The following is a 26,438-nucleotide window of genomic DNA, read 5'->3' as shown; positions in this document are numbered from 1 at the left end:
CCTCGTGCTGGGCCGGGAGCTAGCGCTGCTCGGTGATCTGCACCTGCACGGTGCGGATGGAGTACAGCACCTTGTCGCGCAGCGGCTGCGGTGCCACCTCGCTGCACGAGCGCGAGACCAGCGTCTTCACGAGCCGCTCGAGGTCGTAGGCGCTGAGGCAGTCCGAGCAGCTGTCCACGTGCGCCTGGATCTCCTCGCAGCTGGCATCGTCGATCTCGCGGTCGAGGAAGAGGTAAAGACCCTCGAGCACCTGCTCGCAGTCCGTTCCGTCGTCGCAGCTCACGAGGTCTCACCCGCCCCGCTGACAGCCGCCATCCCCCGGTCACGGGCGTAGTCGGAGAGGAGCTCGCGCAGCTGACGCCGGCCGCGGTGCAGGCGCGACATCACGGTGCCGATGGGAGTGTCCATGATCTCCGCAATCTCCTTGTACGGGAAGCCCTCGACATCGGCGAGGTAGACCGCGTACCGGAAGTCCTCGGGCAGCTTCTGCAGCGCATCCTTGACGTCGCTGTCGGGCAGGTGCTCCAGCGCCTCCATCTCCGCGGACTTGAGCCCGCTGGAGGAGTGCGCCTCCGCCGCCGCGATCTGCCAGTCCTCGATCTCGTCGGTGATCTGCTGCGGCTGGCGCTGCTTCTTGCGGTAGGAGTTGATGTAGGTGTTCGTGAGGATCCGGTACAGCCAGGCCTTGAGGTTGGTGCCGGGCTTGAACTGGTGGAACGCCGTGAACGCCTTGGCGAACGTCTCCTGGACGAGGTCCTCGGCGTCCTGCGGACTGCGGGTCATGCGCAGCCCGGCGGAGTACAGCTGGTCCAGGAAGGGCAGGGCGTCAGCCTCGAAGCGAGCCTGGCGCTCGGCGGTCGTCTCGGTCTCGAGGTCGACGACGGGCGCGTCGTCGGCCGACGGGCCGTCGACGGGAGTGTCCCCGGGGTTGGAACTTGCGGGGTCGGGAGAGTCGGTCATCGTGGACCAGCCTACCGTTGACGTCTGACCCCCGCGGGTGGTCGACCCGGTGACGGATCGTTCTGCAGTGACGAGCATGTGTACCTCCTCTGCGCAGGTTCAACGAGGCGGCCGGTCCCGGTATTCCGCGGGGCCGTCGCAGAGGCTCTACTGCTGCAACGGCAGGGGCTCGATGAGCTCCGGTCCGTTGTTGCGCACGTTGCCCACCGCCCGGTCGACCGGGTAGGCCGTGAGCGGACCCGGCGTGGCCGGCGTGAGCATCTCGCGCAGCTCCTCCCCGGGCCGGCGGACCGGCTCCAACCAGGCGTCGACGGCGTCGGCGTGCACGAGCATGGGCGCCCGGTCGTGCAGCCGGCCCTGCGCGTCCTCCGCGCTGGTGGTGAGGATCGTGAAGGTGATCAGCCACTCCTGCTCCGGTGAGGCCCGCCAGAACTCATAGAGCCCGGCCAGGGCCAGCACCGAGCGGTCCGGCGCGGTGATGAAGAACGGCTGCTTGGGCTGCTTGGGCGCGTCCTGCGGCCCGGCGTACCACTCGTAGTAGCCATCCGCCGGGACGAGAGCGCGCCGGCTGGCGAAGGCCCGGCGGAAGGCCGGCTTCTCCGCGACGGTCTCCGAGCGTGCGTTGATCATCTTGCTGCCGATGGCCGGGTCCTTGGCCCAGCTGGGGACCAGGCCCCACGTGGCCGCAAGGAGCTCGCGCTGCACCCCGGGGGCACCGTCCTCGGTCCGCCCGACCACGAGCGGCGCCAGCTTGGTGGGCGCGACGTTGTAGTCGGCCTCCAGCCGCGCCGTGGAGTCGGGCAGGCGGAGCCCGAAGGCGTCGTCGAGCTCAGCCGGGGTCCGGGTGGTGGCGTAACGACCGCACATGGGCCCAGCCTGCCACGAGCATCGGACGCCGGGGGTCGGAAGCCGGGTGGTCGGATGCTGGGCTGTCGGATGCTGGGTCGTCGGATGGTGGCCCGCCCTCGCGTTGTGCGAGCCGCCCATGCTTGCTTTGATGAGGCCATGACTCTCCTGCGCACCGTGGCCCGTCCGTTGCTCGCGTCGATGTTCGTCTACGGCGGTGTCAGCTCCCTGCGTCACGCCAAGGCGATGGGCCCGAAGGCCGAGCCGGTCGCCAACGCCCTCGGCTCCGTGGCTCCGCAGGCCAAGACCTCCCCGACGAACCTCGTCCGCATCAACGGAGCGATCCACGTCGTCGCCGGCACCGCCCTCGCCACCGGCCACCTGCCGCGACTGAGCTCCTTCGTCCTGGCCGGGACCCTCGTGCCCACCACGGCGGTCGGCCACCAGTTCTGGAACGAGTCCGACCCGCAGTCCCGCCAGAACCAGGCGATCCACTTCACCAAGAACCTCTCGCTCATCGGTGGCCTGCTGATGGCGACGCTCGACCCGGACCCGCACAAGAAGTTCATCGGCCGCCGCGCCAAGGACAAGGTCGCCGACGGCGCCCACGCCGTCACCGAGCGCATCGACGACCTGCGCGGCTGAGTCCTCGGGCCGGGCACGCACCGGGCCGTCCGCCGATACAGTGGGCCCCGATGGATGCTCCGCTGCCCTGGCTCGCGCCGTACCGCGACGCGCCGCTCGACGCCCGGGTGCTGGTGCCGAGCTCGAAGTCACTGACCAACCGCGCCCTCGTGCTCGCCGCCCTCGCCGACGGTCCCTCGGTGGTGAGCCGGCCCCTGGGCTCACGTGACACCACCCTCATGGCCGACGGGCTGACCGCGCTCGGCGCCACGGTCGAGCGAACGCCCGGCGCCTGGACGGTGAGCCCGGGCCTGCGCACGAGCCCGAGTCCCGTCACGGTGGACTGCGGGCTGGCCGGCACGGTCATGCGCTTCCTCCCGGCCGTCGCGGCGCTCGGGTCCGGCGCCGTCGTCTTCGACGGTGACGAGCGGGCCCGCGAGCGCCCCATGGGCACCACCATCAGCTCCCTGCGGGCCCTCGGCGTCCACGTCGAGGACGAGGAGCGGAGCAGGCTGCCCTTCACCGTCCACGGCACCGGCGGGGTGGACGGCGGCGTGCTGGAGGTCGACGCCTCGGCCTCCAGCCAGTTCGTCTCCGCGCTGCTGCTCGCCGCCCCGAGGTTCGCCGCGGGGCTGGACCTGCGCCACGTGGGGGCCTCGCTGCCCTCCCTGCCCCACGTCGACATGACCGTGGCCGAGCTGCGCCGTCGCGGCGTCGCGGTGGACGACTCCGAGCCGGACCGCTGGCACGTGCTCCCCGGCCCCGTCGAGTCGCTCGACATGGAGATCGAGCCCGACCTCTCCAACGCCGGCGTGTTCATCGGTGCGGCACTGGTCACCGGCGGCCGGGTCGCCGTCCGTCGCTGGCCCGAGCGGACCCAGCAAGCCGGTGACGCCTGGCACCGGATCGTCGAGGCCTTCGGCGGCTCCTCTGCCCGCGACGACTCCACGTCCGACGGGGACATGGTGTTCACGGCCGGGCCCGAGCTGCGGGGCGTCGACCTCGACCTGCACGACGTCGGCGAGCTCACGCCCGTGGTCGCCGCCGTCGCGGCGCTTGCCCAGGGCCCCTCCCACCTGCACGGCATCGCCCACCTGCGGGGCCACGAGACGGATCGTCTCGCCGCTCTCGCCACCGAGATCAACCGCCTCGGTGGTGAGGTCACCGAGACCGACGACGGCCTGCACGTCGTGCCCCGCCCCCTGCACGGGGAGGTCTTCCGCACCTACCACGACCACCGGATGGCCCATGCCGCCGTCGTGCTGGGCCTGCGCGTGCCCGAGCTGTTCGTCGAGAACGTCAAGACCACGGTCAAGACCTACCCCAACTTCGCCCCGGTCTGGGAGCGTCTGGTCGCGTGAGCCGGGGATCCACGGGTGGTGGTGCGATGGGACGTCGGGACGAGCATGCCGCGTTCGAGCGCCCGGGACGCCGCAGTCGCCCCCGCACCAAGGAGAGACCCGACCACGCCGACGCCCGGCTGGCCCGGGTCGTCACGATCGATCGGGGTCGCTACACCCTGGCCCTGGACGGACGCCCCCTCACGGCGGTGAAGGCGCGGGCGATCGGTCGCACCGGCGTGGTCGTCGGCGACGAGGCGCACGTGGTCGGTGACGTCAGCGGCGAGGAGGGCACCCTCGCCCGCATCGTCGACGTCACCGAGCGCCGGACCGTGCTGCGGCGCACCGCCGACGACGACGACCCGATCGAGCGGATCATCGTCGCCAACGCCGACCAGCTCGTCATCGTCACCGCTTTGGCCGACCCGCCCCCGCGGGCCGGGCTCGTCGACCGCTGCCTCGTGGCCGCCTACGACGCGGGGATGGACCCGCTCGTCGTGCTCACCAAGGCCGACCTCGCCTCACCGCAGGAGATGCTCGGCCTGCTGGAGCCGCTGGAGGTCCGCACCGTCGTCACCGAGCGCGGCGCCGACCTCACCCCCGTGCGCGACGCCCTGCGCGACCGCACGAGCGTCCTCATCGGCCACAGCGGCGTCGGCAAGTCCACCCTGGTCAACGCCCTCGTCCCCGACGCCGACCGCTCCACCAGCCACGTCAACGAGGTCACCGGCCGGGGACGCCACACCTCCACGTCGGCGATGGCGCTGAAGCTGGACAGTGTCGAAGGCAGGGGCGGGGGCGGCTGGATCATCGACACCCCCGGCATCCGCTCCTTCGGGCTCGCCCACGTCGAGTCCGAGGACATCGTGCGCGCCTTCCCCGACCTCAACGAGCTGAGCATCACCTGCCCCCGCGGATGCACGCACGCCGCGAGCGAGCCGGAGTGCGCGTGGGACCGTGCCGTCGCCGCCGGCTCGCTGGGCGCAGCCCGGGTCGCATCGGTGCGGCGGATCCTGACCGCGAAGGACTCGGCCGCCTCGTGGTGAGCCGCGCCGCGGCGTCGATACCCTGAACGGCATGGCCCACTCCTGGAACGACGACGTGCGTCTGGCCCACGTCCTGGCCGACAACGCCGACAACCTCTCGATGGACCGATTCGGCGCGATCGACCTGGCCATCGCCACCAAGCCGGACCTGTCCTACGTGACCGAGTCCGACGAGGCCGTCGAGGACGCGATCCGCCGCCACCTGAGGACGGCCCGCACCCGCGACGACGTCCTCGGCGAGGAGCACGGGTCCGTGCAGAGCGCCTCCGGCCCCCACGAGCGACGCTGGATCGTCGACCCGATCGACGGCACGTCCAACTTCGTCCGGGGCGTCCCCGTCTGGGCCACCCTCATCGCCCTGGAGGAGGCCGGCGAGATCGTCGTCGGATGCGTCTCCGCCCCTGCCCTGGGGCGTCGCTGGTGGGCGTCCAAGGGTGGCGGAGCGTTCACCGGCAAGTCCTTCATGCACGCTCGGGAGATCCGCTGCTCGCGCGTGGCCGACCTCGCCGACGCGTCACTGTCGTACAGCTCGGCCGCCAGCTGGGAGGACATCGGGCAGGCCTCGGCGTTCGCCGCCCTCGCACGACGGTGCTGGCGCACCCGCGGCTACGGCGACTTCTGGTCCTACATGCTGGTGGCCGAGGGGGCGGTGGACATCGCCGCCGAGCCCGAGCTCAAGGTCTGGGACATGGCGGCGCTCGACGTCATCGTCCGTGAGGCCGGCGGGCGGTTCACGAGCCTCGCCGGCGAGGACGGGCCGTGGGGCGCGAACGCACTGGCCTCCAACGGGCGCCTGCACGAGGCGGCGATGGCCTACCTCGGTCACTTCCCCGACGACGGCGAGACACCGGCGGACTGGCGCGACGAGGACCACGACGCCGAGGCCGGCCCGACGCCGGGTCCGCCGGGCGAGCCCAGCAACGTCCGCACGCTCGACTTCGGCCGCACCGTCGGCCCGCAGGACGACCCCTCGTAGAACGACTGTGACCTGGCCTACACTGCGGGGCATCGAACCCCCAGGAGGAGTCATGCGCGTCAGCGACGTCCTGTCGTCCAAGGGCAGCACCCACGTCCACACCATCGCCCCCGAGGCCACCGTCGCCGAGCTGCTGGACGCCATGGCCGAGCACAACATCGGGGCCCTGGTCGTGAGCGACAACGGCACGACGATGCTGGGGATCGTCTCCGAGCGCGACGTGGTGCGCAAGCTCCGAGCAGTGGAGCAGGCCCGCTCCGCCACGGTCGAGAGCATCATGACCACCGACGTCCACCAGTGCCGTCCCGACGATGAGTTCAACACCCTGATGGTGACCATGACCGAGCAGCGTGTCCGTCACGTGCCCGTGGTCAGCGACGACGGCCGCCTGATCGGGGTGCTGAGCATCGGCGACGCCGTCAAGCACCGCATGGAGCAGCTGGAGTTCGAGCGCGACCAGCTCAACAGCTACGTCTCCGGCGGCTGACCGGCCCTGCCGGGTACCGTCACGGGGTGTCCCGGTTCCACCTGCCCGACGACGAGCTCTCGTGGCGGTTCAGCCGCTCCTCCGGCCCGGGTGGCCAGCACGTCAACACCACCGACTCCCGCGTCGAGCTGAGCTGGAGCCCGGCGCGGACGAACGCCCTCACCGAGGACCAACGCGCCCGGGTGCTGCACGTGCTGAGCCCGCGGCTGCGCGACGGCGTGCTGACCATCAGCTCCTCGCGCTACCGCTCCCAGCACCGCAACCGCGAAGCCGCCCGGGCTCGCCTGGAGGAGCTCGTCGCCGCTGCGACGGTGCCTCCGCGACGGCGCAGGCCCACCCGCGCGAGCACGTCCTCCCGGTCACGTCGACGTGACCGGGAGGAACGGCGCTCGGCCGTCAAGCGCGATCGGCGAGCCGACTGGTCCTGAGCGCTGTCGGGATCAGCTGGCGGGCTCGGCGGGCTTGGTCGGGGCGCCGATGTCAGCCGGCCCCTCCCCGGACGTGGCCGGGTCCTCGGACTCGTCACCGGAGTCGCTGGAGTCGTCGGAGCTCTCGACGTCACCGACCTGGGCGATGCCCTCGTCGGTGGAGTCGTCACCGGACTCCTCCTCGCCCTTGTCCACGCCCTCCGGCTGGTCCTCGGTGGGGTGCCCGGGGACGTCCGTGGACTCACCGCCCCGAGACTCCTGGGGCACGTCCGGGCCGGGCGGGTCGTTCGGGACGCCGGCGTCCTCGGAGCGGACCTCTTCGCCGGGTACTGGCTCGTTCTCGGACATGAAAACCTCCATCCCGGGGCGCGGCGCCCCGACCCCTCCATCGTGCGACGGGCTCCGGGCACGCGCGAGCCGAAGTGGTGGTCCCGCCGCGGGGGTCAGTCCTGGGTCCGGCTCTCTGCGGCGTGCTTGAAGAGCTCGGAGAAGGCCGGCACGTTCTTGACGAGGTCCTCGATGGCCTCGGCGGTGAAGTGGATGGCCTCGATGGGCGTGGCGGCGACGACGGAGGCGCTGCGCAGCTTGCGATTCAGCAGACCGATCTCGCCGACGACACCACCGGGCCCGACCGTGGCGATGGTCTCGCCGGACTTGCGCACGTCGACCTCGCCGTCCAGCAGGATGTAGGCCTTGTCCGAGGGCGTCGTCTCGAAGATGATCGACCAGCCCTCGGGCACCCGGACGCTCTGTCCCGCCTTGGCGAGCGTGTTGGCGTCCTTGCTGCTCAGCCCGGTGAGCTCCGCGAGCCGGGCGACGAGCTCCTTGTCGACCTTGTCGGACTTGAATGGCATGGGTGGTCCTCTCTGCGTCCCGCGACGGGCATGGATACCGCTCGGGTCGGATCTTCCCACGTGCGTGCGGGGGTGTCCACGCGCCACTTCCGGGTTCGGACGATCATCGGGTCCCCGTCCGCGCGGCCTGCACGGACTACGATCGGCACGTCCCACACCGAAACGAGCCCGCCATGAGTCATGGACAGATCCGCGGCGCCCGCCTGCTGGGCCCACCGGAGCAGTCGACGCGCCGCCTTCGGGTGCGCATCCAGCTCCTGCTCACCGTTCTGCTCGTCATCACCAACCTCATCGGCGCGGCGATCGTGCTGGTGCTGCGGTTGTGGGTCCTGCCCGGCGGGAGCCCCAACGATGCCTACGCACTCAGCCTGGCCATCGCGACTCCGGTGTACGTCGGGGTCGCGGTGCTCGTCGGGGCCACCGTCGGCACCATCGCCTGCGTCCGTCCGCTGCGCTGGGCCCTGCAGGACCGCCAGCCGACGGAGAAGGAGCGACGCACCGCACTGCGGCTCTCGATCCGGCTGACCGCGATCCAGGTGGTGCTCTGGGGCGCGGCCGTCGTCGTGTTCACGGTGCTGTCCACCGTCCTGCAGCCGGCCGCCGCACTGAGCGCCGGCCTGTCCGTGGCGATCGCCGGCACCGTGGTGTGCACCATCGCCTACCTCATCAGCGAGTACGCCTTCCGCCCCATCGCGGCGCGCGCACTCACCGACGGACCACTGGAGAACGTGCACGGCACGGGACTGCTGCGTCGCATGGTCGTCTTCTGGATCCTGGGCACGGCCGTGCCCGTGGGCGGGATCGTCGCCAGCTGCATCGCCGCCATGACGTGGCAGCCGATGACCGTCGAGCGGCTCGGCCTGGTCGTGCTGTGCCTCACCGCCGTGATCCTCGTCTTCGGCCTGCTGGTGACGGTCCTGGACGGGCGAGCCGTCGTCGGGCCGGTCACCGCCCTGCGCGAGGGCGTGGACCGCGTGCGCGACGGCGACTACGACATCGACGTGCCGGTCGACGACAGCACCGAGCTGGGTCTGCTCCAGGCGGGGTTCAACCAGATGGCCGACGGTCTGCGCGAGCGCGAGAGGATCCGGGACCTCTTCGGACGCCATGTGGGCCGGGACGTCGCCGCGAGCGCCACCGAGGACGTCGCGCTCGGCGGCGGGGCGAGCACCGTCACGACGCTCATGGTCGACCTCGTGGGATCCACCACGTATGCCGCCCGGCGCGAACCCGCCGAGGTCGTCGAGGTCCTCAACCGGTTCTTCGCGGTGATCGTCGAGGAGGTGGACGCCCAGGACGGGCTGGTCAACAAGTTCATGGGCGATGCCGTGCTCGCCGTCTTCGGCGCGCCCACGGTGCTCGAGGACCATGCGGGCGCGGGCCTGCGCGCCGCCCGCAGCATCATCGACCGATTGACACGGGAGGTGCCTGAGATCCGGGCCGGGATCGGTGTGTCGACCGGCGACGTCGTCGCGGGGAACGTGGGCCATGAGTCCCGCTTCGAGTACACGGTGATCGGCGACGCGGTGAACGCGGCGGCGCGTCTCACCGAGCTGGCCAAGGACGTGCCCGGTGGTGTCCTCGCGACGTGGCGAACGGTGGAGGAGGCTCTCGGCGACGAGTGGCGCGAGTGGCAGCAGGAGGGCGAGCCCACGCTGCGGGGTCGTGAGGAGCCCACCCCGGTGGGACGGCTCACTGACCCGCCCGGAGCTGCGGCGACGGCTCCCTCGCAGGCCGCCACGGCCGACCAGCCGGCCTCGACCTGATCCCTCGGGTGGCCCCGTCACCATCACCGCGTCACGGTGGAGGCAGTGAAGGAGCGCCAGCGAGTGAAAAGGAGACAGTCATGCGAGCACAGTCCTACGGTGGTTCTTCTGAGGATGTGGTCGCATGACCGACACACGCAGGCTCACCGTCCAGCGCACGATCGACGCACCCCCGGCGGCGGTGTTCGACGTCCTCTCCAACCCGCACCGCCACCCCGAGCTGGACGGCTCGGGCTTCGTCCGGAGCCTGGACCAGGGCGACCGGCTGCAGGAGACCGGCCAGGTCTTCCGGATGAACATGGCCGGCGACCACATGGGCGGGGACTACCAGACCGACAACGTCGTCACCGGGCTGGACCCGAACCACCTGATCGCCTGGCAGACCGCGCCCGCCGGTCAGGAGCCCCCCGGCTGGGAGTGGCTCTGGGAGCTGGAGGCCAAGGGCACCGACGCCACCACGGCCACACTCACCTACGACTGGTCGAAGGTGAGCGACCCCGAGCTGCTCGCGAAGATCAGCTTCCCCCTCGTGCCCCAGTCGGCACTGGAGGAGTCCCTCGGGGCGCTCGCGGCGGCCGTCGCCCGCTGAGCCGCCCCCGCACGTCGAGGGCGTCGGCGCTCAGGCGTCGGCGTCCTCGTGCTGCTCTCGCAGCGCCCGGGCCTGGGCAACCTCCTCGCGATCCTTCTCGGCCTGCTTGTCGATGCCTCGGGTGTCGCGCGGAGGCAGGAGGATGTCCTCCTCCGCCGCCATCCCGGCCTGGAGCTCGCGGCTGCGCTCGATCTCGGCGTCCAGCTCGGCGCCCAGCAGCAGGGCGATGTTGGTGATCCACAGCCAGAGCAGGAACACGATGATGCTGGCGAGCGAGCCGTACGTCGCGTTGTAGTTGCCCGCCATGGACACGTAGAGGCCGAACAGTGCCGAGGCGAGGATCCAGGTCACCACGGCGACCGCCGCCCCGATGCTGACCCAGCGGAACCGCGGCTGCTGCACGTTGGGCGTGGCGTAGTAGAGGATCGCCACGATCGCCATGACGATGAGCAGCAGGACGGGCCACTTGGCGATGCCCCACACCTGCACGGCGGTGTCGCCGAGCCCGACCACGTCTCCGACGGACTGGGCGACGGGTCCGGTCAGGACGAGCGAGAGACCGGCGACGGCGCACAGGACCACGGCCACGAGCGTCACCAGCAGCATCGTGGGGCGGAGCTTCCAGATCGGCCTCCCCTCCTCGACGTCGTAGATCCGGTTCATGGCACGACCGAACGCACCCACGTAGCCCGAGGCGGACCACAGCGCACCGAGCAGACCCACCAGCAGGCCCAGGCCCGCGGCCGGCGTCTCGGTCATCGAGGTCACGACCGGCTCGATCGTGTCGAGCGTCGCGGCGGGGACGAAGTCACCGGCGATGTCCAGGACGGCGTCGACGGTGCTGGCGCCCTGCCCGACGACGCCCAGCAAGGAGACGAGGGCGATGAGCGCCGGGAACAGTGCCAGCACCGAGTAGTAGGTCAGGGCAGCGGCGAGGTCGGTGCACTGGTCCCTGGAGAACCCGCGCAGCGCCTTGGTGAACGCGAACTTCCACGTCGCTCGCCGCATGTCGGTCGGCTCCGCGACGTCGTCGTCGGGGACGGCGCCCGGCACCGCCTCCGGAGCCTCGAGCTCACGCTCTGCCCGCCGGCGACGTGACAGCACGGCAAGATAGCCCGCCGAGGCCCCCGCCACGATCCAGGCGACGGCGGTGGGGACCGGGTCACGCGACGACGACATGGCACTGCCTTTCCTCGGGCTGACGACCCTCGCACTGTGTCAAAGTCCCGGATGTCGCGCACTCCCGGACGCCCGCGCCGCATCGCCGCGGGGCCGGTACGACGACGGCCGGGTCGATGGCCTCAGGCCGGGTGGATGGCGAAGACCCGGGCCGGGAAGCCCGATCCACCGCGCGGCTTGGGCCACGTCGCCACGATGATGGCGCCGACCTCGGGCACGAGGTGCAGGTTGGTCATGAGCTCGACCTGCCACTTGTCCTGCTGCAGGAGATAGAGCTCCAGCCCGTAGTCCCCTGCCGACGTCGCGCTGCCGGGGTCGGTGTCGGTGGTCTCGTGGCCGATCGCCTGGACGCCGACCCGCTCCACGAGGTCCTGGACCACCTCACGGGACCAGCCCGGGTAGTGGGCGACGCCCTCGTCGTCGTGGTTGGCCACGGCGTCACCGTCAGGCCAGCGGTGGCTCCAGTCCGTGCGCAGGGCGACGAAGGAGCCGGCAGGCATCGGGCCGTTGCGCTGCTCCCAGGCCTGGACGTCCTGGACGGTGGGCGTGGCGTCGGGGTCCACGCGGACCCGCTCGGAGATGTCCAGCACGACGAGCGGCAGGATCATCTGCTCGACGGGGATGTCATCGAGCGTGCGTGCACCGTCGACGAAGTGCGAGGGCGGGTCCACGTGGGTGCCCCACTGCCCCACGATCGTGTGCCGGTGGACGGCGAAGCCGTTCGCCTCGACCTCGAAGTACTGCTCGCGCTCCTCGTCCGGGAAGGCCGGGAAGTGCGGCATCCCGGGGAAGAAGGCATGGGTGAGGTCGGTGAACACGTGGTCGCTGACCAGCTCTCGCTGGAGCTCCCACAACGGGTGGCGAGGCGAGCTCGCATCGTCGGACGGTGTCGGCATGGTGGTCCCCCTTCGTCGACAACACCCTGTCACGGGCGGGGGTCGCCGGCCGCTCGGCCACGGTGGGAGAGGAAGCCGTGCTGCAGCAGGAGCGGGGCGACCTGCTCGAGCAGGCGTCCGGCCTCGGCGATGCTCCGCTCCGGGTCGGGCTCGAGCTCGCTGAGGGCGTGAGCCGCGAGGATGCCCGCGGCGCGGAGCTGCTCGTCGGTGACCTGCCGGCGACCGCAGACCGCGACCACGGGGACCCCGGCTCGTCCGGCGGCCGTGGCCACGCCGACCGGGGCCTTGCCCCGCAGGCTCTGCTCGTCGAGCGACCCCTCCCCCACGACGACGAGGTCCGCTCCCGCGACGTGCGCGCCGAAGTCGACGAGGTCCAGCACCAGCTCGACCCCGGGCCGCAGCACCGCCCCGAGCACCGCGACGGCCGCCAGGCCGACCCCTCCGGCCGCCCCTGCGCCCGCGAGGTCACGATGATCCGTCCCCACCGTGGCCGCCACGACGTCCGCCCATGACGCGAGGGCCGCGTCGAGCACCTCCACCTCAGCGGGCGTGGCACCCTTCTGCGGGCCGTAGACCGCTGCTGCACCCTCCGGGCCGGTGAGCGGGTTGTCCACGTCGCACGCCACCAGCACCTCGACCTCCCCGAGTCGCTGCGGCAGGCCGGAGAGGTCCAGCGCGACGACGTCGGCCAGCGCACCACCGCCGTCGGTGACCACCCGGCCGTCCCGATCCAGCAGACGGGCGCCCAGGGCTGCGAGCATGCCCGCTCCGCCGTCGGTGCTCGCACTGCCACCGATGCCCACGACGACGCGGTCGACGTCGCTGCGCAGGACGTCGTGCAGCACGTCACCCAGACCTCGGCTCGAGGCCGCCAGCGGCGCCGGGGCCCCGGGGAGCCGCTCCAGCCCGCAGGCGTCCGCGAGCTCGACGACGGCGGTGGCACCTTCTCGCGCCCAGCAGGTCGACACCTGCTCGCCGGTCGGTCCCGTCACGGTCACGGGCACGCGCTCGAAACCTGCGGCCAGAGCGGCGGACACGGTGCCGTCGCCTCCATCGGCCACGGGAACCGAGCGGACGACGACTGTGGGGTCGGCGGCGCGCAGGCCCGTCTCCAGCGCCACCACGACCTCACGGGCGGACAGGGATCCCTTGAACTTGTCGGGCGCCAGCAGGACGGTGGCGGGTCCGGCCGGCCGCGAGGGGCTCATGCCCCGAGCCCCTCGGTGGAGCCCCGCACGACCAGCTCGTGGCCGGTCGTGCGTCGACGGGGCCGTGACGAGGGCTCCAGCAGCGCCAGGGAGAGCGCGATCTCGCCCATCTCGACCATGGGCAGGCGCACGGTCGTCAGCGACGGAGCGAGGTCCTCCGCGACGTCGATGTCGTCGAATCCGGTCACCGAGACGTCCTCGGGCACCCGCACCCCGCGCGAGCGCAGCGCCGAGAGCACCCCGATCGCCATGTCGTCGTTGAGCGCGAGGATCGCCGTGGTGCGCGGGTGCTCGTCCATGAGGCGATGGGTGGCCTCCTTGCCACCTTCCCGGGTGAAGGCGGCCTCCAGCACCGGCAGGTCGTCCAGGCCGGTGCCGTGGGCCTGCAGGGCCTGCGCCGCCCCGGCCAGGCGGTCGGCGACCGTCGTCAGCTGTCGTGAGCCCGTCACGAACGCGAGCTCACGGTGACCGAGCGAGAGAATGTGCTCGACGATCGAGCGACCTCCGCCGACGTTGTCGGGCAGGACGGCGTCGACCCCGAGGTGGTGCCGTCCGATGACCGACACACGGCCACCCAGCGTGCGGAAGGCGCTCAGGTCGCGCTTGGCCTCGGCCTGCATGCCCGGGTCCACGAACCCTGATCCGGCGATGATGATCCCGCCGACGCGGTGGGCGATGAGGGACCTGATCTGGGTCAGCTCTTCGTGCGGGTCGCGCCCGGTGTGGCAGACCTGCACCGTGAGGCCCTTCTGGGAGCCGACGCGCATGACCCCGGAAGCGATCTCGGCGAAGTACGGGTCCCCGATCTCGTGGACGACCAGCCCGATCGAGGTCGTCGGACCCCCCGCGAGGGACCGGGCGTGCACGTTGGCGACGTAGCCCAGCTCCTCGGCCACGGTCCGGACCCGCGCGGCCACCGTGTCACTGACGCCGGAACGCCCGGCCAGGGATCGCGACGCCGTCGCGATGGAGACCCCTGCGCGCTCCGCCACGTCCTGCAATCGCAGGACGCCCGACGCTCCACTCATCCGTGCTCCTTCGACTCGAGTTCGCTGTGACGCTTGACACATGCCCGGGGCAGGGGTCTACGGTAGCGCAAGCGCTTACGCAAGCGCTTACGTCCCACCGGGCACCACGCTCGGACCGGGACCGGGAGAGCGGCTTCGGACCGCCACCCCGACGGTGGCCCCCCGCCCACCGCACACGCAGCAGAGCCCGAGGAGCACTGATGTCCCACCCCCAGCGAATCCAGCCCACCACGCGCCGAGCGCGGTCGGTACGACGACGCCTGCGGGCGATCGCCGCGACCGGTGTCGCCGCCCTCACCCTGACCGGGTGCCTCAGCGGCGGGTCCTCCGGCGGTGGCGGAGGCGACGACGACCCGATCGTCATCGGCATCTCCCTGCCCCTGACCGGAGACTTCTCCGAGCCGGGCAAGGGTGTCCAGCGCGGCTATGAGGCCTGGGCCTCCTACGTGAACGAGAACGGCGGCCTGCTCGGCCGCGAGGTCGAGCTGGAGATCCTGGACGACCAGTCCAACGCCGACCGCGTCGCGTCCGACTACGAGAAGCTCATCAACCAGGACGGTGTCGACCTCGTCTTCGGTCCGTTCTCCACGCGTCTCGTCGTGCCCGCGGCCCAGGTCGCGAAGGACTACGGCTACCTCTTCGTGGAGCCGGCCGGCGCTGCGGAGGAGATCTTCACGCAGGGCTTCGACAACCTCTTCTACGCCGCCCCCGCCGTCGCGCAGGACCACTACGCCTACCTCGCCGACCACATCGAGGCGATGCCCGAGGACGAGCGCCCCGAGACCGCTGCCTACGCCGCCATGGACGACCCGTTCGCCCAGGGCACCGCCTACGGCCTGAAGGACCGGCTGGAGGAGATGGGCGTCGAGACCGTCGTCGACGAGGTCTACCCGCCCAACACCACCGACTTCGGCTCGATCGCCAACAAGATCTCCGACTCCGAGGCGGACATCGTCGTGGGCGGAACGCAGTACCAGGACGCGGTCAACCTGATCGTCGCGCTGCGCCAGCTCGACTACCAGCCCGACATGGCCACGTTCTCCACCGCGCCGACCAACCCGGAGTTCCCCGAGGCCATCGGCGACCAGACCGAGGGCATCCTGTCCCCCACCGGGTACACGCCGGAGGCCGAGTGGGAGACCAACGCCGAGTTCGTCGAGTACTACACCGAGCTCAACGACAGCGAGCCGAACGAGGACGAGGCCAACGCCTGGACGACCGGCCAGGTGGTCGCCGCGGCCGTCGAGGCCGTCGGCTGCGCCGAGGCGGACCCCGAGTGCCAGCAGCAGCTCATCGACTGGCTGCGTGACAACGAGGTCCAGACCGTCGTCGGGCCGCTGACGTGGGACGGCGAGGGCCGCCCCCAGGGCGCCCACCTGATCCAGCAGTACGTGGACGGCGAGATCCAGATCGTGCTGCCCGAGGACGCCGCCGAGGCCGAACTCATCACCGAGAAGCCGGAGTGGTGACTCAATGAGTGAGCGCCAGCGAACGAACGATCGACACCTCATCGCGGGACCGACGTACCCTGCCCTTCCCACGGGGGTTCCGCGATGAGCGCATCCCTCATCCTGCAGAGCGTCGTGCTCGGGCTGCTCCTCGGCGGCCTGTATGCACTGCTCGCTGCCGGCCTGACGCTGTACTTCGGCGTCATGCGGGTGGTGATGATCGCCCACTCGGCCTTCCTGATCCTGGCCGCCTACCTCGCGTGGTACTTCACCTCGCAGACCGGTCTGGACCCGCTGCTGTCCCTCGTGGTCACCGTGCCCCTGTTCTTCGGGATCGGGGTCCTGCTCCAACGGGGACTGATCGCCCGACTGCGCCCGGCGACGCTCACGATGATGTCGGTGCTGCTGACCTTCTCCATCGCCCTCATCATCGAGGGGATGCTGGGGTTCGTCTTCACCGGCACGCAACGGCGCGTCCAGCTGCCGTACTCGGGCTCGAGCTTCGAGGTCTTCGGCGCCAACATCGCCGCGGTGAAGCTCATCGCCTTCGGGCTGGCCGCCGTGTCGCTCCTGGCGCTCTTCGCGATCATGAAGCTGACCCGCTTCGGGCAGGCGCTGCGGGCGACCATCCAGCACCCCGAGGCGGCCCGGCTCGTCGGCATCAACACCGAGCGCATCGCCGGCTACGGGTTCGGCCTGGGGCTCGCGACGGCTGCCGTCGGCGGCACCGCGCTCGCGCTGGACTCGACGATCTACCCGTCCCTGCACTGGCACTGGATCGGTCCTCTGATGGCGATCATCGTCGTCGGCGGGCTCGGCTCGATCCCCGGTGCCGCCATCGCCGCGATGGTGCTCGGCATGGGGCAGTCCCTGCTCCAGCTGCCGCTGGGCACCACGTGGGCCCAGACGCTCTTCTACGTCGCGCTCTTCGCGACGCTGATGCTGCGTCCCCAAGGATTCTTCGGAGGCCGCCTTGCGCAACGTTTCTGACCCCACCGGGGTCGCCGACCATCCGTCCCCCCGAGACCCCGCCGGGTCGAGGGCGACGACCGTCGCCAAGGGAGTGGGCCTCGTGGCGCTCGTCGCGCTCGCGGTGGCCTTCCCGCAGATGGCGGCCGACCCGTTCATCCTGTCCGTCGGTGTCGTCATCATGAGCTACGCCGTCCTCGCGACGTCGTGGAACTTCGTCGGCGGATTCACCGGCTACATCTCCCTGGGCCACGCCGCCTACTCAGGGTTCGGCGGCTACGCCACCGGGCTGCTCATCCTCGAGACGGGGATGAACCCCTGGGTGGCGCTGATCGCCGGCGCGCTCGTCGTCGCGGTGCTCGCCGTGCCGATCGGCATCGCCAGCCTGCGCGTCCGCGGCGCGTCCTTCGTGATCGTCTCCATCGCCCTCGTGCTCATCATGCTGCTGGTCTTCCAGAGCTGGGGCTCGGTGTCCGGCGGCTCGAACGGCCTGCGCATCCCGCGCCCGTTCGGTGAGGACGTCCTTCGACCCGAGCAGCACGAACGCTTCTTCTACCTGCACGCCGTGCTGCTGGCCATCGCCCTGTTCACCTGGTGGGCGATCGACCGCTCCCGGTTCGGCATGGGCCTGAAGGCGATCCGTGAGGACGAGGACAAGGCCCAGGCGCTGGGCGTCCCGACCTTCAGCTACAAGCTCGTGGTCTTCGTCATCTCGGCGTTCTTCACCGCGCTCGGTGGCGGCATGTACGCCCTGTGGTTCGGCTTCCTGGACCCGATCTTCCAGTTCTCGATCCTCATCGGCTCCTACATGGTGCTGATGAGCCTGCTGGGCGGGATCCGCAGCCTGTTCGGTCCGTTGCTCGGCGCCGTGATCGTCGGCTACGCCCTGGAGTTCTTCAAGGCGCAGTACGGCGACACCCAGTTCCACCTCGTGGCGCTGGGGATCCTGCTCGCCCTCGTGGTGCTGTTCATGCCCGACGGGATCATCCCGGCGGTCGGCTCCCTGCTGGCCAGGTTCAGGCCCCAGGCCACGTCCATCCGCGAGCAGACCCAGGCCGAGATGGCCGACGAGCGTCGCAAGACGTCGCCGGCGAGCGCGGACGACCACGACTCCCACGACCCTGAGGAGGCACTGCGATGACCGCGCCCACCACGGACGTCGGCACCGAGGCCGGGACCACGGTCCGCAGCCTGGAGACCGTCGAGCTCAAGAAGGCCTACGGGGGCGTCAAGGCGCTCGACGGGGCGTCGGTGACCTTCCAGCACGGCAAGGTCAACGCCCTGATCGGTCCCAACGGCTCCGGCAAGACGACGTTCTTCAACTGCGTCACCGGCATGATCAAGGCCGACTCCGGCAGCACCACGTACCGCGGCAAGGACATCACCGGTCACGCACCGCACCGCATCGCCCGAGCCGGGGTGGGGCGCAGCTTCCAGCTGTGCCGGATCTTCCCGCGCCTGACGGTGCTGGAGAACCTGCTGGTCGCCGTCCGGCCGGGAGGCCTGGCGCGGATGATCCTGCCGTCGCGCGACGCGACGGACATCGACCGGGCGCGCGGCCTGCTCGCGCGGGTCGGCATCGAGCACCTCGAGGGGACCGAGGCCCGCGACCTCTCCTACGGGCAGCAGAAGCTGCTCGAGCTCGCGGGCGTCCTGATGGCCGACCCCGAGACGATCATGCTCGACGAGCCCGCCGGAGGCGTGAATCCCGCGCTCATCGACCGGATCGCCGACCTCGTCCGATCGCTCAACGCCGAGGGCAAGACCTTCATCGTCGTCGAGCACAACATGGAGCTGGTGATGAGCCTCTCCGACCACGTCGTGGTCTTCGACCGCGGCCGCCCGATCTGCGAGGGCACCCCTTCGGTCGTGCAGAACGACCCCCGAGTCCTGGAGGCCTACCTTGGCATCTGACGCCCCCCACGCCAACGAGCCCTCCGTCCCGGAGACGGAGAACCTGCTCGAGCTCAACGACATCGAGGCCGGGTACGGCCGGGCGGCACTGGTGCTGCGCGGCCTGACCGTCAAGGTCCCGCCGGCCAGCGTCGTCTGCCTCGTGGGCCCCAACGGGGCCGGCAAGTCCACGGTCCTCAAGGTGGCCAGCGGCATGCTGACGCCACGATCCGGGACCATCCGGGTCGCCGGGCAGGACGCCACGCGCAAGGGCCCCCAGGCCATGCTGGAGTCCGGCCTCTCCCACGTCCTGCAGGGACACAGCGTCTTCCGCGAGATGACGGTGGAGGAGAACGTCCGCCTCGGCGCCTACACGGTCCGCGACAAGGCCCACATCGCCGATCGGATCGACTTCGTCAAGACGCTGTTCCCGGTCGTCGGCGACCGCTGGGACGCCCTCGCCGGCGCCCTGTCCGGTGGCCAGCAGAAGCAGGTCGAGTTCGCCCGGTCACTGATGGTGAACCCGCGCGTCGTGCTGCTGGACGAGCCGTCCATGGGGCTGGACCCCAAGGCGACGTCGACCGTCTTCGAGCAGGTCGTGCGGATGCGCGACGCCGGGCTCGCCGTCCTCATGGTGGAGCAGAACGCCCGCCGTGCGCTGGAGACGGCCGACCTCGGCTGCGTCCTGGACCTCGGCCGCGTCCACATCTCCGGCCCGGCCGCCGACCTGCTCGCCGATCCGCAGCTGGCCGAGCTCTACCTCGGCGGCCGCCCCCGACCGAGCTCGGGCGACGACGCCCCGACCACCTCCGAGGAGCACACCCATGCCTGAGACCACCTACCGCATCATCATGAACGGCGTCACCGGCCGGATGGGCTATCGCCAGCACCTGCTGCGCTCGATCCTCGCGATCCGCGACGCCGGTGGTGTCGTGCTCGACAACGGTGACCGCATCCAGGTCGAGCCGATCCTGGTGGGCCGCAACGAGGACAAGCTCTCCCGCCTGGCCAAGGAACACGGCATCGCGGAGTGGACGACGAACCTCGCCGAGGCGCTGGCCGACCCGACCGCGCCGATCTACTTCGACGCCCAGGTCACCAGCGAGCGCACGAGCGCGATCCTCGCCGCGATCGCTGCCGGCAAGCACGTCTACACCGAGAAGCCGACCGCGGAGTCGGTGGCCGACGGGCAGTCCCTCGTGGACGCCGCCGAGGCCGCCGGCATCGTGCACGGGGTCGTGCACGACAAGCTCTACCTGCCCGGTCTGGTCAAGCTCAAGCGGCTCATCGACAGCGGCTTCTTCGGCCGGATCCTGTCGGTCCGTGGCGAGTTCGGCTACTGGGTCTTCGAGGGTGACTACCTGCCCGCGCAGCGCCCCAGCTGGAACTACCGGGCCGAGGACGGCGGCGGGATGGTGCTCGACATGTTCTGCCACTGGAACTACGTCCTGGAGAACCTGTTCGGCCGGGTCGAGGCCGTCACGGCCAAGGCCGTCACCCACATCCCCGAGCGCTGGGACGAGCAGGGCCGCTCCTACACCGCGACGGCCGACGACGCCGCCTACGCGATCTTCGAGCTCACCGGCGACGTCATCGCCCAGGTGAACTCCTCCTGGGCCGTGCGGGTCGAGCGCAAGGAGCTCGTGGAGTTCCAGGTCGACGGCACCCACGGCTCGGCCGTGGCCGGGTTGTTCGACTGCCGGGTGCAGCCGCGTGTGCGCACCCCCATGCCGGTGTGGAACCCCGACCTGCCGACGACCGAGGACTTCCGCGGGCAGTGGGACGAGGTGCCCGACAACACCGAGTTCGGCAACGGGTTCCGGGCCCAGTGGGAGCAGTTCCTGGCCGACGTGCACCACGGCCGTCCCCATGCCTACGACTTCTCGGCCGGTGTCCGTGGCCTGGAGCTCGTCGATGCCGGGTACGCCTCCTCCCGCGAGGGTCGTCGGGTCGAGATGGGTGGCGAGGGACGCTCATGACGACGATCCACCTGCCCTCGGCCGACGGCACGTGGCGCGAGCGGACGCTCGCCGAGCCACGCGCCTGGGCCCAGCATCCCGAGCCCTTCGCGTCGCGGGTCGCCTTCGCCGCAGCCCACGTCGTGGCCGACCCGCTGGGTGAGAACGTCCCCGGCTCGGCAGCCGCGATCGACTGGGACTCCACGCTCGCCTTCCGCCGCCACCTGTTCCGCCACGGCATGGGCGTCGCCGAGGCGATGGACACCGCCCAGCGCAACATGGGCCTGGACTGGCCGGCCGTGCAGGAGCTGATCCGACGCAGCGCAGAGCAGGCCCGTGACGCCGGCGCACGGATCGCCTCCGGCGCAGGCACGGACCACCACGACGAGCTCCACGACGTCGCGGCCGTCACCGCCGCCTACGAGGAGCAGGTCGGCTTCGTGGAGTCGACCGGCTCGCAGGTCATCGTCATGGCCTCGCGCCACCTGGCTGCGGTGGCCCGCGACGCCGACGACTACCGCACGGTCTACGACGCCGTGCTGCGTCAGGTGCGCGAGCCGGTGGTCCTGCACTGGCTGGGAGAGGCCTTCGACCCCCACCTGCGCGGCTACTGGGGGTCGAACGACGTCGCGAAGGCGACGGCCACCTTCCTGGAGCTCGTGCGCGACCACGCCGACCGCATCGACGGCGTCAAGGTCTCCCTGCTCTCCGCCGAGCACGAGACGCAGCTGCGAGCCGTCCTCCCCGAAGGGGTGCGGCTCTACACCGGCGACGACTTCCACTACCCGGACCTGATCCGTGGCGACGGACGTCATCACTCCGACGCCCTGCTCGGCGCGTTCGCGGCCATCGCCCCCGCTGCAGCCGCAGCCCTCGCGGCCCTGGACGCCGGCGACACAGAGACCTACGACGCCGAGATGGCACCCACCCTGGCGTTGTCTCGGCACGTCTTCGAGACCCCGACCTGGTTCTACAAGACCGGCATCTCCTTCCTGTCCTGGCTCAGCGGGTACCAGCCCGGCTTCACGATGGTGGGTGGCCTGCAGTCCGGCCGCAGCGTCGTGCACCTGGCGCGCGTGCTGGAGCTGGCCGACGACGCACAGCTGCTGCCGGACCCGGCGCTGGCGGCGCACCGGATGCGGCTGTGGCTGGAGAGCGCGGGGCTGCGTCGATGAGCACGGGACCGGACCACACCACGCTGGAGGACACGGGGCACGACGTCCCGTCCGGGCAGCCGGCGCGGATGCCCACCCCGCGTCCCGGCGACCCTCGCCTGGCCCGGCTCTCGCTCAACCAGCGCACCACGGCGCACTGGTCGCTGCGCGAGGCCATCGACGGCTGCGTCGAGGCGGGGCTGCCGGCCATCGGCCCCTGGCGAGAGCCCGTCGCCGAGGTCGGGGTCGAGACGGCCGCCGGCTGGCTGCGCGACGCCGGGCTGCGCGTCTCCTCGCTGTGCCGGGGCGGCTTCTTCACCGTCCGTGAGCCCACCGAGCGCCGAGCCGCTCACGAGGAGAACCTGCGCGCGCTGGACGAGGCGGCGGCCCTGGGGGCCGCCACCCTCGTGCTGGTCCCTGGCGGACTGCCCGACGGGGACCGCGACATCGACGCCGCCCGGGAGCGTGCCGCCGAGGCGATCGCCGACCTCGTCCCGCACGCCCTCGATCGTGGAGTCGTGCTCGGGATCGAGCCGATGCACCCGATCTTCGCCGCCGACCGCGGCGTCGTCTCCACGCTCGAGCAGGCACTCGACCTGGCCGAGCAGCACCCGGCCGATGCCGTCGGGGTCGTCGTGGACACCTTCCACGTCTGGTGGGAGCCCGGCGTGCTGGGGCAGGTCGCACGGGCCGCGGGTCGGATCGCGTCCTACCAGGTGTGCGAGTGGATCACCCCGCTGCCACCGGACGCCCTGCTCTCGCGCGGGATGATGGGCGACGGCCACATCGACTACACGTCCTTCACCCGCGCCGTCTCCGCCGCCGGCTACACCGGCGACGTCGAGGTCGAGATCTTCAACGCCGACGTGTGGGCTGCGCCCGGCGCGCAGACCGTCGCGACGCTGACCCGCCGCTTCGCCGAGCTCGTGGAGCCGCACCTGTAGACCCATCCATCACCATCAACACCCCGTGCCGAAATTTCGGGGGGAAGGAACGGCACCATGAGGAAGAACCGAGCACGAACACGCCTGATCGCAGGACTGGGCGCCCTGGCCGTGGGGCTCGCCCTCGTCCCTGGCGTGGCAACGGCCGATCGGGACGAGGAGGCGAAGAAGCCTCGTCCCGTGACCGTCGTCCCGGGGCCCACGGCCCAGCACTGGGACCCGCTCACGCCCGAGAAGTGGGCCTTCGAGAAGGGGCAGGTCGTCCAGACGGAGCGGGGCGAGCAGCCCGAGGGTCCACGCCGGCCGTTCGAGTACGCCACCGTGAGCAAGGGGCCGGACCTCGCGTCGTTGGACCTCTCCGCGCAGGTGCGCATCGACGAGCCCGTCTCGCGCGACGACCGTGACGTCGTGCTGATCTGGAACTACCAGTCCCCCACGCGCTTCTACTACGCGCACCTGTCGCAGGACAACGGGATCTACGCGCACAACGGGATCTTCGTCGTGGATGACGAGGACCGGCGGCGCATCGATGACCAGTGGGACGGCGAGCGTGGCGCGGAACCGGCCATCGACGACCTGGACTGGCACGACGTCCGCCTCACCTACGACGCCCCCAGCGGGGAGGTCGCCGTGCGGATGGACGGTGAGCGTGAGCCGCTCATGACTGCCACGGACACCACCTTCAGCGGTGGTCGCATGGGCTTCGGCTCCTTCGACAACCACGGCCGCATCAAGGGCCTGAAGGCCAAGGGCGTGAGTGCCGCCGACCAACCGGACCCGGACGCGCCGATCACCGACCCGGTGCCCGAGGACCCGGCCCCGGCCGACCTGGCGCTGGAGCTGGAGGAGGTCGCGCAGCTGCCCGAGAGCGAGCCGACCCCCGAGCCCACGGACCCGCGGATCATGCGGCACAACCGCATCAACTTCATCGGCGAGGTCCCCGACGACTCGGGGCGTCGCTACGTGCCCGACCTGAACGGGCCGATGTACCTGCTCGACGAGGAGGGTCGGGAGACCGAGTACCTGGACGTGCGCGAGCACGACGAGCACTTCTTCTCCGGGCGCGGCATGGGCAGCGGGTTCGGCTTCGTGACGTTCCATCCGGAGTTCGCCGAGAACGGGAAGTTCTACACGACCCACACGGTGAGCACCGAGGGCATCGAGGCGAACGAGCCGACCTACCCCAACCAGCCGGACGCCTTCGTGCAGTCGGTCGTGACCGAGTGGACGGCCGACGACCCGGCGGCGCAGAGGTTCTCCGGCACGACCCGTGAGGTCTTCCGGTTCGGTTTCACCCAGCAGATCCACGCGATCCAGCAGATCGACTTCAACCCCACCGCCACGAAGGGTGATGAGGACTACGGCCTGCTCTACCTGGCCGTCGGCGACGGCGGCATCGGGGTCGGTTCCGACGTCCCCCAGGACATGGGGACCCCGGCCGGCAAGCTGCTGCGCATCGACCCGCTCGGCGACGACGGGCCGAACGGGCAGTACGGCATCCCGGACTCCAACCCGTTCGTCGGCGACGAGGGCGCCCTGGGCGAGATCTATGCCCTCGGCTTCCGCGATCCGCACCGCTTCAGCTGGGACCCAGCGAACGGACGGATGTTCCTGGGCCACATCGGCCAGCACGCCATCGAGGCGGTCTACGAGATCGACAAGGGCGACAACGCCGGATGGAGCGAGATCGAGGGTCGGCTGCGCTACGACAACGACACGCAGTGCCACCTGTTCCCGCTCACCGAGGAGCTGCAGGACGCCGGGTACATCTACCCCGTGGCCTCCTACGACCACGACGTCCCCGCCAACTGGGACTGCAACGCCGACTCCGGACATGCGATCAGTGGCGGGCAGGCCTACCGCGGCCCGGTCAAGGAGCTGCGGGGGCGCTACGTCTTCGGTGACCTGGTCAACGGCTCGGTGTACTCCACCGAGGTCAAGCGGATGCGTCAGGGCTCGACCACGGAGGCCCCGATCACCGAGCTGGCGCTGCAGGACACCGACGGCAACCGGATGCGCATGACGGACTTCGTGGACGACGTCCGCGTCGACCTGCGCTTCGGCACGGACGCCGAGGGTGACCTGTACCTTCTGGCCAAGTCCAGCGGCACCATCTGGAAGGTCACCGACGCCGAGCGCGTGAAGCAGCGCGAGGAGGTCGACCCGAGGATCGCCGATCATCTCGTCTCCTTCTACGACTTCGAGCGTGGGTTCGCCCAGGACGCTGCCAAGGAGGAGGACCGCGGCTCGGCCAACCTGCTGCTCGACCTGGTGAACGGCGCCGGGGACATGCGGGTGCGCGACGCGGCCTACCCGGGCAGCGTCAACGCCCTGCAGACCCGACAGGTCTCCCCCACGGAGAACGGCAATGACGACTGGAAGGCCGGGCTCTGGGACGAGGACGGCATCGAGGCGCTCGACCGGTTCTCCGGCGCGAAGGGCATCTCGGTGATGGGCTGGTTCAAGATGACCGGCGACCACCCCGCCCCCGACAGCACCACGCCGGACACCGGCGACCGGTACAACGCCGTCGGGCTCGCCGGCTTGCTGTCCGGTGACAGCGACGGCCACGGCGTGCGTGCCCTGCTGGAGCTCATCGACGTCGACGGCGAGCTGCGCCTCGTCGCCCTCGGCCGGCGCCTGGACGAGGGGGCGTCACGAACGTTCGCCGCGGCCCAGGACTGGCAGGAGATCCTCCCGAAGGACGAGTGGGTCCACCTGGCCGCGACGTTCGACTACACCAGCGGCGAGATGGCCCTGTACCGCAACGGCAAGCCGCTGGAGGGCTTCTACACCGACGGCGGGGAGGGCGACCCCTGGGAGCTCGACGGCACCGGCACCTCGCCGACGTTGCCCAAGGGGATCAAGATCGGCGGCTCCTACCCGCAGAACTCCCAGGAGAAGAGCCCCTGCGACTGCCGGATGGACGCCCTGATGCTGCTCGACGACGCCCTCGACCGCGGGGACGTCGCCCGTCAGTACCGGCGGTTCGTCCGGCCCTGACCGGGTCTCTCCACGGCTCAGGTGCCGGTTGCTAGCGTCGGTCCGGTACCTGAGCCGAGAGGGGTCCCCTGTGTCCACTGCACTGAAGTCCATCGCCGCCGTCCTGGCCGCACTGCTGATGCTGGGCGGCCTCGCCGCCTGCAGCGACGACGACGGCGAGAGCGAGGACGACGCGGCGCCCGCAGCCGGCGAGCCGGACCTGCGGGGCATCCCCGACGTCGTCGCCACCGTCAACGAGGAGGAGATCTCCAAGGACGAGTTCGTCACCGCCTACACCGCGCAGTTCCAGCAGACCCAGCTCCAGGCGCAGCAGGGCGGCGAGCCCGTCGACCAGGACGCGCTCAAGGAGCAGACCGCTGAGGGTCTGGTGAGCAACGAGCTCCTGCTGCAGGAAGCCGACCGCCGCGAGTTCACCTCCAACGACGAGGAGGTCGACGAGCTGCTCACCGAGTTCGCCGAGCAGAGTGGTGCAGAGACGCCGGACGCCTACCTCGAGACGCTCGCGGAGCAGGGCCTGGACGAGGAGGAGGTCCGCTCGCAGCTGGCCGACCAGGGCCAGCTCGAGCAGCTGTTCGCCGACGAGGGCGCCGACGAGGAGCCCTCCGACGAGGAGCTCCGCGAGCTCTACGACACAGCGGTCGAGCAGCAGGAGGCGGCACCGCAGGCCGAGGGCCAGCCCGAGCAGGAGATCCCCTCCTTCGAGGACTCCCGCGAGCAGCTGGTGGAGCAGGCGCGCACGCAGCAGCAGAACGAGGTCGCCGAGGCGCTCCTGGGCGACCTGCGCGAGGACGCCGACGTCGAGATCGCTCTCTGAGGAACCACTCGAGGGAATGGTGAGCGCG

27 protein-coding genes are annotated in these 26,438 nt (G+C 71.0%); 18 read left to right on the top strand and 9 right to left on the bottom strand.

What is annotated here, in order from left to right; all coding sequences use genetic code 11:
* Window positions 1–19: 19 nt before the first annotated feature.
* The 3 genes from rsrA to ACHAAC_RS13995 all read right to left on the bottom strand — a co-directional run bounded on the left by rsrA (window position 20) and on the right by ACHAAC_RS13995 (window position 1,827).
* Entirely contained in the window at window positions 20–283 is a 264-nt protein-coding gene (gene rsrA / locus ACHAAC_RS14005) for a mycothiol system anti-sigma-R factor (protein WP_435716899.1), read from the bottom strand.
* Complete coding sequence (locus ACHAAC_RS14000; RefSeq protein ID WP_435716898.1) at window positions 280–960, bottom strand: sigma-70 family RNA polymerase sigma factor; 681 nt, start codon at window positions 958–960, stop codon at window positions 280–282. The genes rsrA and ACHAAC_RS14000 overlap by 4 nt, the downstream gene beginning before the upstream one ends.
* A 147-nt stretch (window positions 961–1,107) precedes the next feature.
* Window positions 1,108–1,827 carry an SOS response-associated peptidase gene (locus tag ACHAAC_RS13995; protein ID WP_435716897.1) on the bottom strand — a complete coding sequence of 240 codons (720 nt, stop codon included), beginning with the start codon at window positions 1,825–1,827 and terminating at the stop codon, window positions 1,108–1,110.
* Window positions 1,828–1,965: 138 nt separating this feature from the next.
* Between ACHAAC_RS13995 and ACHAAC_RS13990 the strand changes: the two genes are divergently transcribed.
* From ACHAAC_RS13990 to arfB, 6 genes are read left to right on the top strand one after another with little or no spacing between them, the layout of a single operon-like run.
* Window positions 1,966–2,451 (top strand): DoxX family protein, encoded by a 486-nt coding sequence (locus tag ACHAAC_RS13990; RefSeq protein ID WP_435716896.1) that lies wholly within the window; start codon window positions 1,966–1,968, stop codon window positions 2,449–2,451.
* A 50-nt stretch (window positions 2,452–2,501) separates the two neighbouring features.
* Entirely contained in the window at window positions 2,502–3,791 is a 1,290-nt protein-coding gene (gene aroA, locus ACHAAC_RS13985; protein ID WP_435716895.1) for a 3-phosphoshikimate 1-carboxyvinyltransferase, read from the top strand.
* A 26-nt stretch (window positions 3,792–3,817) separates the two neighbouring features.
* Window positions 3,818–4,816, top strand: a complete 999-nt coding sequence (gene rsgA / locus ACHAAC_RS13980; protein WP_435716937.1) for a ribosome small subunit-dependent GTPase A — start codon at window positions 3,818–3,820, stop codon at window positions 4,814–4,816.
* Window positions 4,817–4,847: 31 nt separating this feature from the next.
* The gene (locus ACHAAC_RS13975) at window positions 4,848–5,792 is read left to right on the top strand and encodes an inositol monophosphatase family protein (RefSeq protein ID WP_435716894.1); all 945 of its coding nucleotides are present in this window, start codon (window positions 4,848–4,850) and stop codon (window positions 5,790–5,792) included.
* 52 nt (window positions 5,793–5,844) lie between these two features.
* A complete protein-coding gene (locus ACHAAC_RS13970) occupies window positions 5,845–6,279 on the top strand; it encodes a CBS domain-containing protein (RefSeq protein ID WP_435716893.1) in 435 nt (144 codons plus the stop codon).
* 26 nt (window positions 6,280–6,305) lie between these two features.
* Window positions 6,306–6,707: an alternative ribosome rescue aminoacyl-tRNA hydrolase ArfB gene (gene arfB, locus ACHAAC_RS13965; protein WP_435716892.1), complete on the top strand. Its 402-nt coding sequence runs from the start codon at window positions 6,306–6,308 to the stop codon at window positions 6,705–6,707.
* Between the two features lie 12 nt (window positions 6,708–6,719).
* Here arfB and ACHAAC_RS13960 read toward each other — a convergent pair whose 3' ends face one another.
* A complete protein-coding gene (locus ACHAAC_RS13960; protein WP_435716891.1) occupies window positions 6,720–7,055 on the bottom strand; it encodes a hypothetical protein in 336 nt (111 codons plus the stop codon).
* A gap of 95 nt (window positions 7,056–7,150) precedes the next feature.
* Window positions 7,151–7,561 carry a cyclic nucleotide-binding domain-containing protein gene (locus tag ACHAAC_RS13955; protein WP_435716890.1) on the bottom strand — a complete coding sequence of 137 codons (411 nt, stop codon included), beginning with the start codon at window positions 7,559–7,561 and terminating at the stop codon, window positions 7,151–7,153.
* A 173-nt stretch (window positions 7,562–7,734) separates the two neighbouring features.
* On the opposite strand from ACHAAC_RS13955, the gene ACHAAC_RS13950 reads away from it, so the two are divergent.
* The gene (locus tag ACHAAC_RS13950; protein ID WP_435716889.1) at window positions 7,735–9,327 is read left to right on the top strand and encodes an adenylate/guanylate cyclase domain-containing protein; all 1,593 of its coding nucleotides are present in this window, start codon (window positions 7,735–7,737) and stop codon (window positions 9,325–9,327) included.
* Between the two features lie 124 nt (window positions 9,328–9,451).
* Entirely contained in the window at window positions 9,452–9,916 is a 465-nt protein-coding gene (locus ACHAAC_RS13945) for an SRPBCC family protein (protein ID WP_435716888.1), read from the top strand.
* 30 nt (window positions 9,917–9,946) lie between these two features.
* Here ACHAAC_RS13945 and ACHAAC_RS13940 read toward each other — a convergent pair whose 3' ends face one another.
* The 4 genes from ACHAAC_RS13940 to ACHAAC_RS13925 all read right to left on the bottom strand — a co-directional run bounded on the left by ACHAAC_RS13940 (window position 9,947) and on the right by ACHAAC_RS13925 (window position 14,227).
* Window positions 9,947–11,095, bottom strand: coding sequence for a YihY/virulence factor BrkB family protein (locus tag ACHAAC_RS13940; protein ID WP_435716887.1), 1,149 nt, complete (start codon window positions 11,093–11,095; stop codon window positions 9,947–9,949).
* Window positions 11,096–11,217: 122 nt separating this feature from the next.
* On the bottom strand, window positions 11,218–11,991 hold the full coding sequence (locus ACHAAC_RS13935) for a cyclase family protein (RefSeq protein WP_435716886.1): 774 nt from the start codon (window positions 11,989–11,991) through the stop codon (window positions 11,218–11,220).
* Between the two features lie 29 nt (window positions 11,992–12,020).
* Window positions 12,021–13,199, bottom strand: a complete 1,179-nt coding sequence (locus ACHAAC_RS13930; RefSeq protein ID WP_435716885.1) for a glycerate kinase — start codon at window positions 13,197–13,199, stop codon at window positions 12,021–12,023.
* Entirely contained in the window at window positions 13,196–14,227 is a 1,032-nt protein-coding gene (locus ACHAAC_RS13925) for a LacI family DNA-binding transcriptional regulator (RefSeq protein WP_435716884.1), read from the bottom strand. The genes ACHAAC_RS13930 and ACHAAC_RS13925 overlap by 4 nt, the downstream gene beginning before the upstream one ends.
* Window positions 14,228–14,427: 200 nt before the next feature.
* On the opposite strand from ACHAAC_RS13925, the gene ACHAAC_RS13920 reads away from it, so the two are divergent.
* The 10 genes from ACHAAC_RS13920 (at window position 14,428) to ACHAAC_RS13875 (ending at window position 26,410) form a co-directional block, all read left to right on the top strand.
* Entirely contained in the window at window positions 14,428–15,696 is a 1,269-nt protein-coding gene (locus ACHAAC_RS13920; RefSeq protein ID WP_435716883.1) for an amino acid ABC transporter substrate-binding protein, read from the top strand.
* Between the two features lie 84 nt (window positions 15,697–15,780).
* The gene (locus ACHAAC_RS13915; RefSeq protein WP_435716882.1) at window positions 15,781–16,665 is read left to right on the top strand and encodes a branched-chain amino acid ABC transporter permease; all 885 of its coding nucleotides are present in this window, start codon (window positions 15,781–15,783) and stop codon (window positions 16,663–16,665) included.
* Window positions 16,649–17,785, top strand: coding sequence for a branched-chain amino acid ABC transporter permease (locus ACHAAC_RS13910; RefSeq protein ID WP_435716881.1), 1,137 nt, complete (start codon window positions 16,649–16,651; stop codon window positions 17,783–17,785). Before ACHAAC_RS13915 ends, ACHAAC_RS13910 begins: the two co-directional genes overlap by 17 nt.
* Window positions 17,782–18,558, top strand: a complete 777-nt coding sequence (locus ACHAAC_RS13905; protein WP_435716880.1) for an ABC transporter ATP-binding protein — start codon at window positions 17,782–17,784, stop codon at window positions 18,556–18,558. The genes ACHAAC_RS13910 and ACHAAC_RS13905 overlap by 4 nt, the downstream gene beginning before the upstream one ends.
* A complete protein-coding gene (locus tag ACHAAC_RS13900) occupies window positions 18,548–19,369 on the top strand; it encodes an ABC transporter ATP-binding protein (protein ID WP_435716879.1) in 822 nt (273 codons plus the stop codon). The genes ACHAAC_RS13905 and ACHAAC_RS13900 overlap by 11 nt, the downstream gene beginning before the upstream one ends.
* Complete coding sequence (locus ACHAAC_RS13895) at window positions 19,362–20,516, top strand: Gfo/Idh/MocA family protein (RefSeq protein ID WP_435716878.1); 1,155 nt, start codon at window positions 19,362–19,364, stop codon at window positions 20,514–20,516. The genes ACHAAC_RS13900 and ACHAAC_RS13895 overlap by 8 nt, the downstream gene beginning before the upstream one ends.
* The gene (locus ACHAAC_RS13890; RefSeq protein WP_435716877.1) at window positions 20,513–21,670 is read left to right on the top strand and encodes a dihydrodipicolinate synthase family protein; all 1,158 of its coding nucleotides are present in this window, start codon (window positions 20,513–20,515) and stop codon (window positions 21,668–21,670) included. The genes ACHAAC_RS13895 and ACHAAC_RS13890 overlap by 4 nt, the downstream gene beginning before the upstream one ends.
* Entirely contained in the window at window positions 21,667–22,593 is a 927-nt protein-coding gene (locus ACHAAC_RS13885; RefSeq protein ID WP_435716876.1) for a sugar phosphate isomerase/epimerase family protein, read from the top strand. The genes ACHAAC_RS13890 and ACHAAC_RS13885 overlap by 4 nt, the downstream gene beginning before the upstream one ends.
* Before the next feature lie 57 nt (window positions 22,594–22,650).
* Complete coding sequence (locus ACHAAC_RS13880; RefSeq protein WP_435716875.1) at window positions 22,651–25,596, top strand: PQQ-dependent sugar dehydrogenase; 2,946 nt, start codon at window positions 22,651–22,653, stop codon at window positions 25,594–25,596.
* Between the two features lie 70 nt (window positions 25,597–25,666).
* Entirely contained in the window at window positions 25,667–26,410 is a 744-nt protein-coding gene (locus tag ACHAAC_RS13875; RefSeq protein WP_435716874.1) for a SurA N-terminal domain-containing protein, read from the top strand.
* Window positions 26,411–26,438: the final 28 nt, after the last annotated feature.

It is taken from the genome of Aeromicrobium sp. CF4.19 (assembly GCF_051262555.1).
Lineage (GTDB): Bacteria > Actinomycetota > Actinomycetes > Propionibacteriales > Nocardioidaceae > Aeromicrobium.
Note: the sequence above shows the minus strand (reverse complement) of the source record. Positions and strands in the feature narration are given on the sequence as shown.

Coding starts and splice junctions, on each gene's coding strand:
- ACHAAC_RS14000 (WP_435716898.1), bottom strand. CDS start 960: ATGACCGACTCTCCCGACCCCGCAAGTTCCAACCCCGGGGACACTCCC.
- ACHAAC_RS13995 (WP_435716897.1), bottom strand. CDS start 1,827: ATGTGCGGTCGTTACGCCACCACCCGGACCCCGGCTGAGCTCGACGAC.
- ACHAAC_RS13990 (WP_435716896.1), top strand. CDS start 1,966: ATGACTCTCCTGCGCACCGTGGCCCGTCCGTTGCTCGCGTCGATGTTC.
- aroA (WP_435716895.1), top strand. CDS start 2,502: ATGGATGCTCCGCTGCCCTGGCTCGCGCCGTACCGCGACGCGCCGCTC.
- rsgA (WP_435716937.1), top strand. CDS start 3,818: ATGGGACGTCGGGACGAGCATGCCGCGTTCGAGCGCCCGGGACGCCGC.
- ACHAAC_RS13975 (WP_435716894.1), top strand. CDS start 4,848: ATGGCCCACTCCTGGAACGACGACGTGCGTCTGGCCCACGTCCTGGCC.
- ACHAAC_RS13970 (WP_435716893.1), top strand. CDS start 5,845: ATGCGCGTCAGCGACGTCCTGTCGTCCAAGGGCAGCACCCACGTCCAC.
- ACHAAC_RS13960 (WP_435716891.1), bottom strand. CDS start 7,055: ATGTCCGAGAACGAGCCAGTACCCGGCGAAGAGGTCCGCTCCGAGGAC.
- ACHAAC_RS13955 (WP_435716890.1), bottom strand. CDS start 7,561: ATGCCATTCAAGTCCGACAAGGTCGACAAGGAGCTCGTCGCCCGGCTC.
- ACHAAC_RS13950 (WP_435716889.1), top strand. CDS start 7,735: ATGAGTCATGGACAGATCCGCGGCGCCCGCCTGCTGGGCCCACCGGAG.
- ACHAAC_RS13945 (WP_435716888.1), top strand. CDS start 9,452: ATGACCGACACACGCAGGCTCACCGTCCAGCGCACGATCGACGCACCC.
- ACHAAC_RS13940 (WP_435716887.1), bottom strand. CDS start 11,095: ATGTCGTCGTCGCGTGACCCGGTCCCCACCGCCGTCGCCTGGATCGTG.
- ACHAAC_RS13935 (WP_435716886.1), bottom strand. CDS start 11,991: ATGCCGACACCGTCCGACGATGCGAGCTCGCCTCGCCACCCGTTGTGG.
- ACHAAC_RS13930 (WP_435716885.1), bottom strand. CDS start 13,199: ATGAGCCCCTCGCGGCCGGCCGGACCCGCCACCGTCCTGCTGGCGCCC.
- ACHAAC_RS13925 (WP_435716884.1), bottom strand. CDS start 14,227: ATGAGTGGAGCGTCGGGCGTCCTGCGATTGCAGGACGTGGCGGAGCGC.
- ACHAAC_RS13920 (WP_435716883.1), top strand. CDS start 14,428: ATGTCCCACCCCCAGCGAATCCAGCCCACCACGCGCCGAGCGCGGTCG.
- ACHAAC_RS13915 (WP_435716882.1), top strand. CDS start 15,781: ATGAGCGCATCCCTCATCCTGCAGAGCGTCGTGCTCGGGCTGCTCCTC.
- ACHAAC_RS13905 (WP_435716880.1), top strand. CDS start 17,782: ATGACCGCGCCCACCACGGACGTCGGCACCGAGGCCGGGACCACGGTC.
- ACHAAC_RS13895 (WP_435716878.1), top strand. CDS start 19,362: ATGCCTGAGACCACCTACCGCATCATCATGAACGGCGTCACCGGCCGG.
- ACHAAC_RS13890 (WP_435716877.1), top strand. CDS start 20,513: ATGACGACGATCCACCTGCCCTCGGCCGACGGCACGTGGCGCGAGCGG.
- ACHAAC_RS13885 (WP_435716876.1), top strand. CDS start 21,667: ATGAGCACGGGACCGGACCACACCACGCTGGAGGACACGGGGCACGAC.
- ACHAAC_RS13880 (WP_435716875.1), top strand. CDS start 22,651: ATGAGGAAGAACCGAGCACGAACACGCCTGATCGCAGGACTGGGCGCC.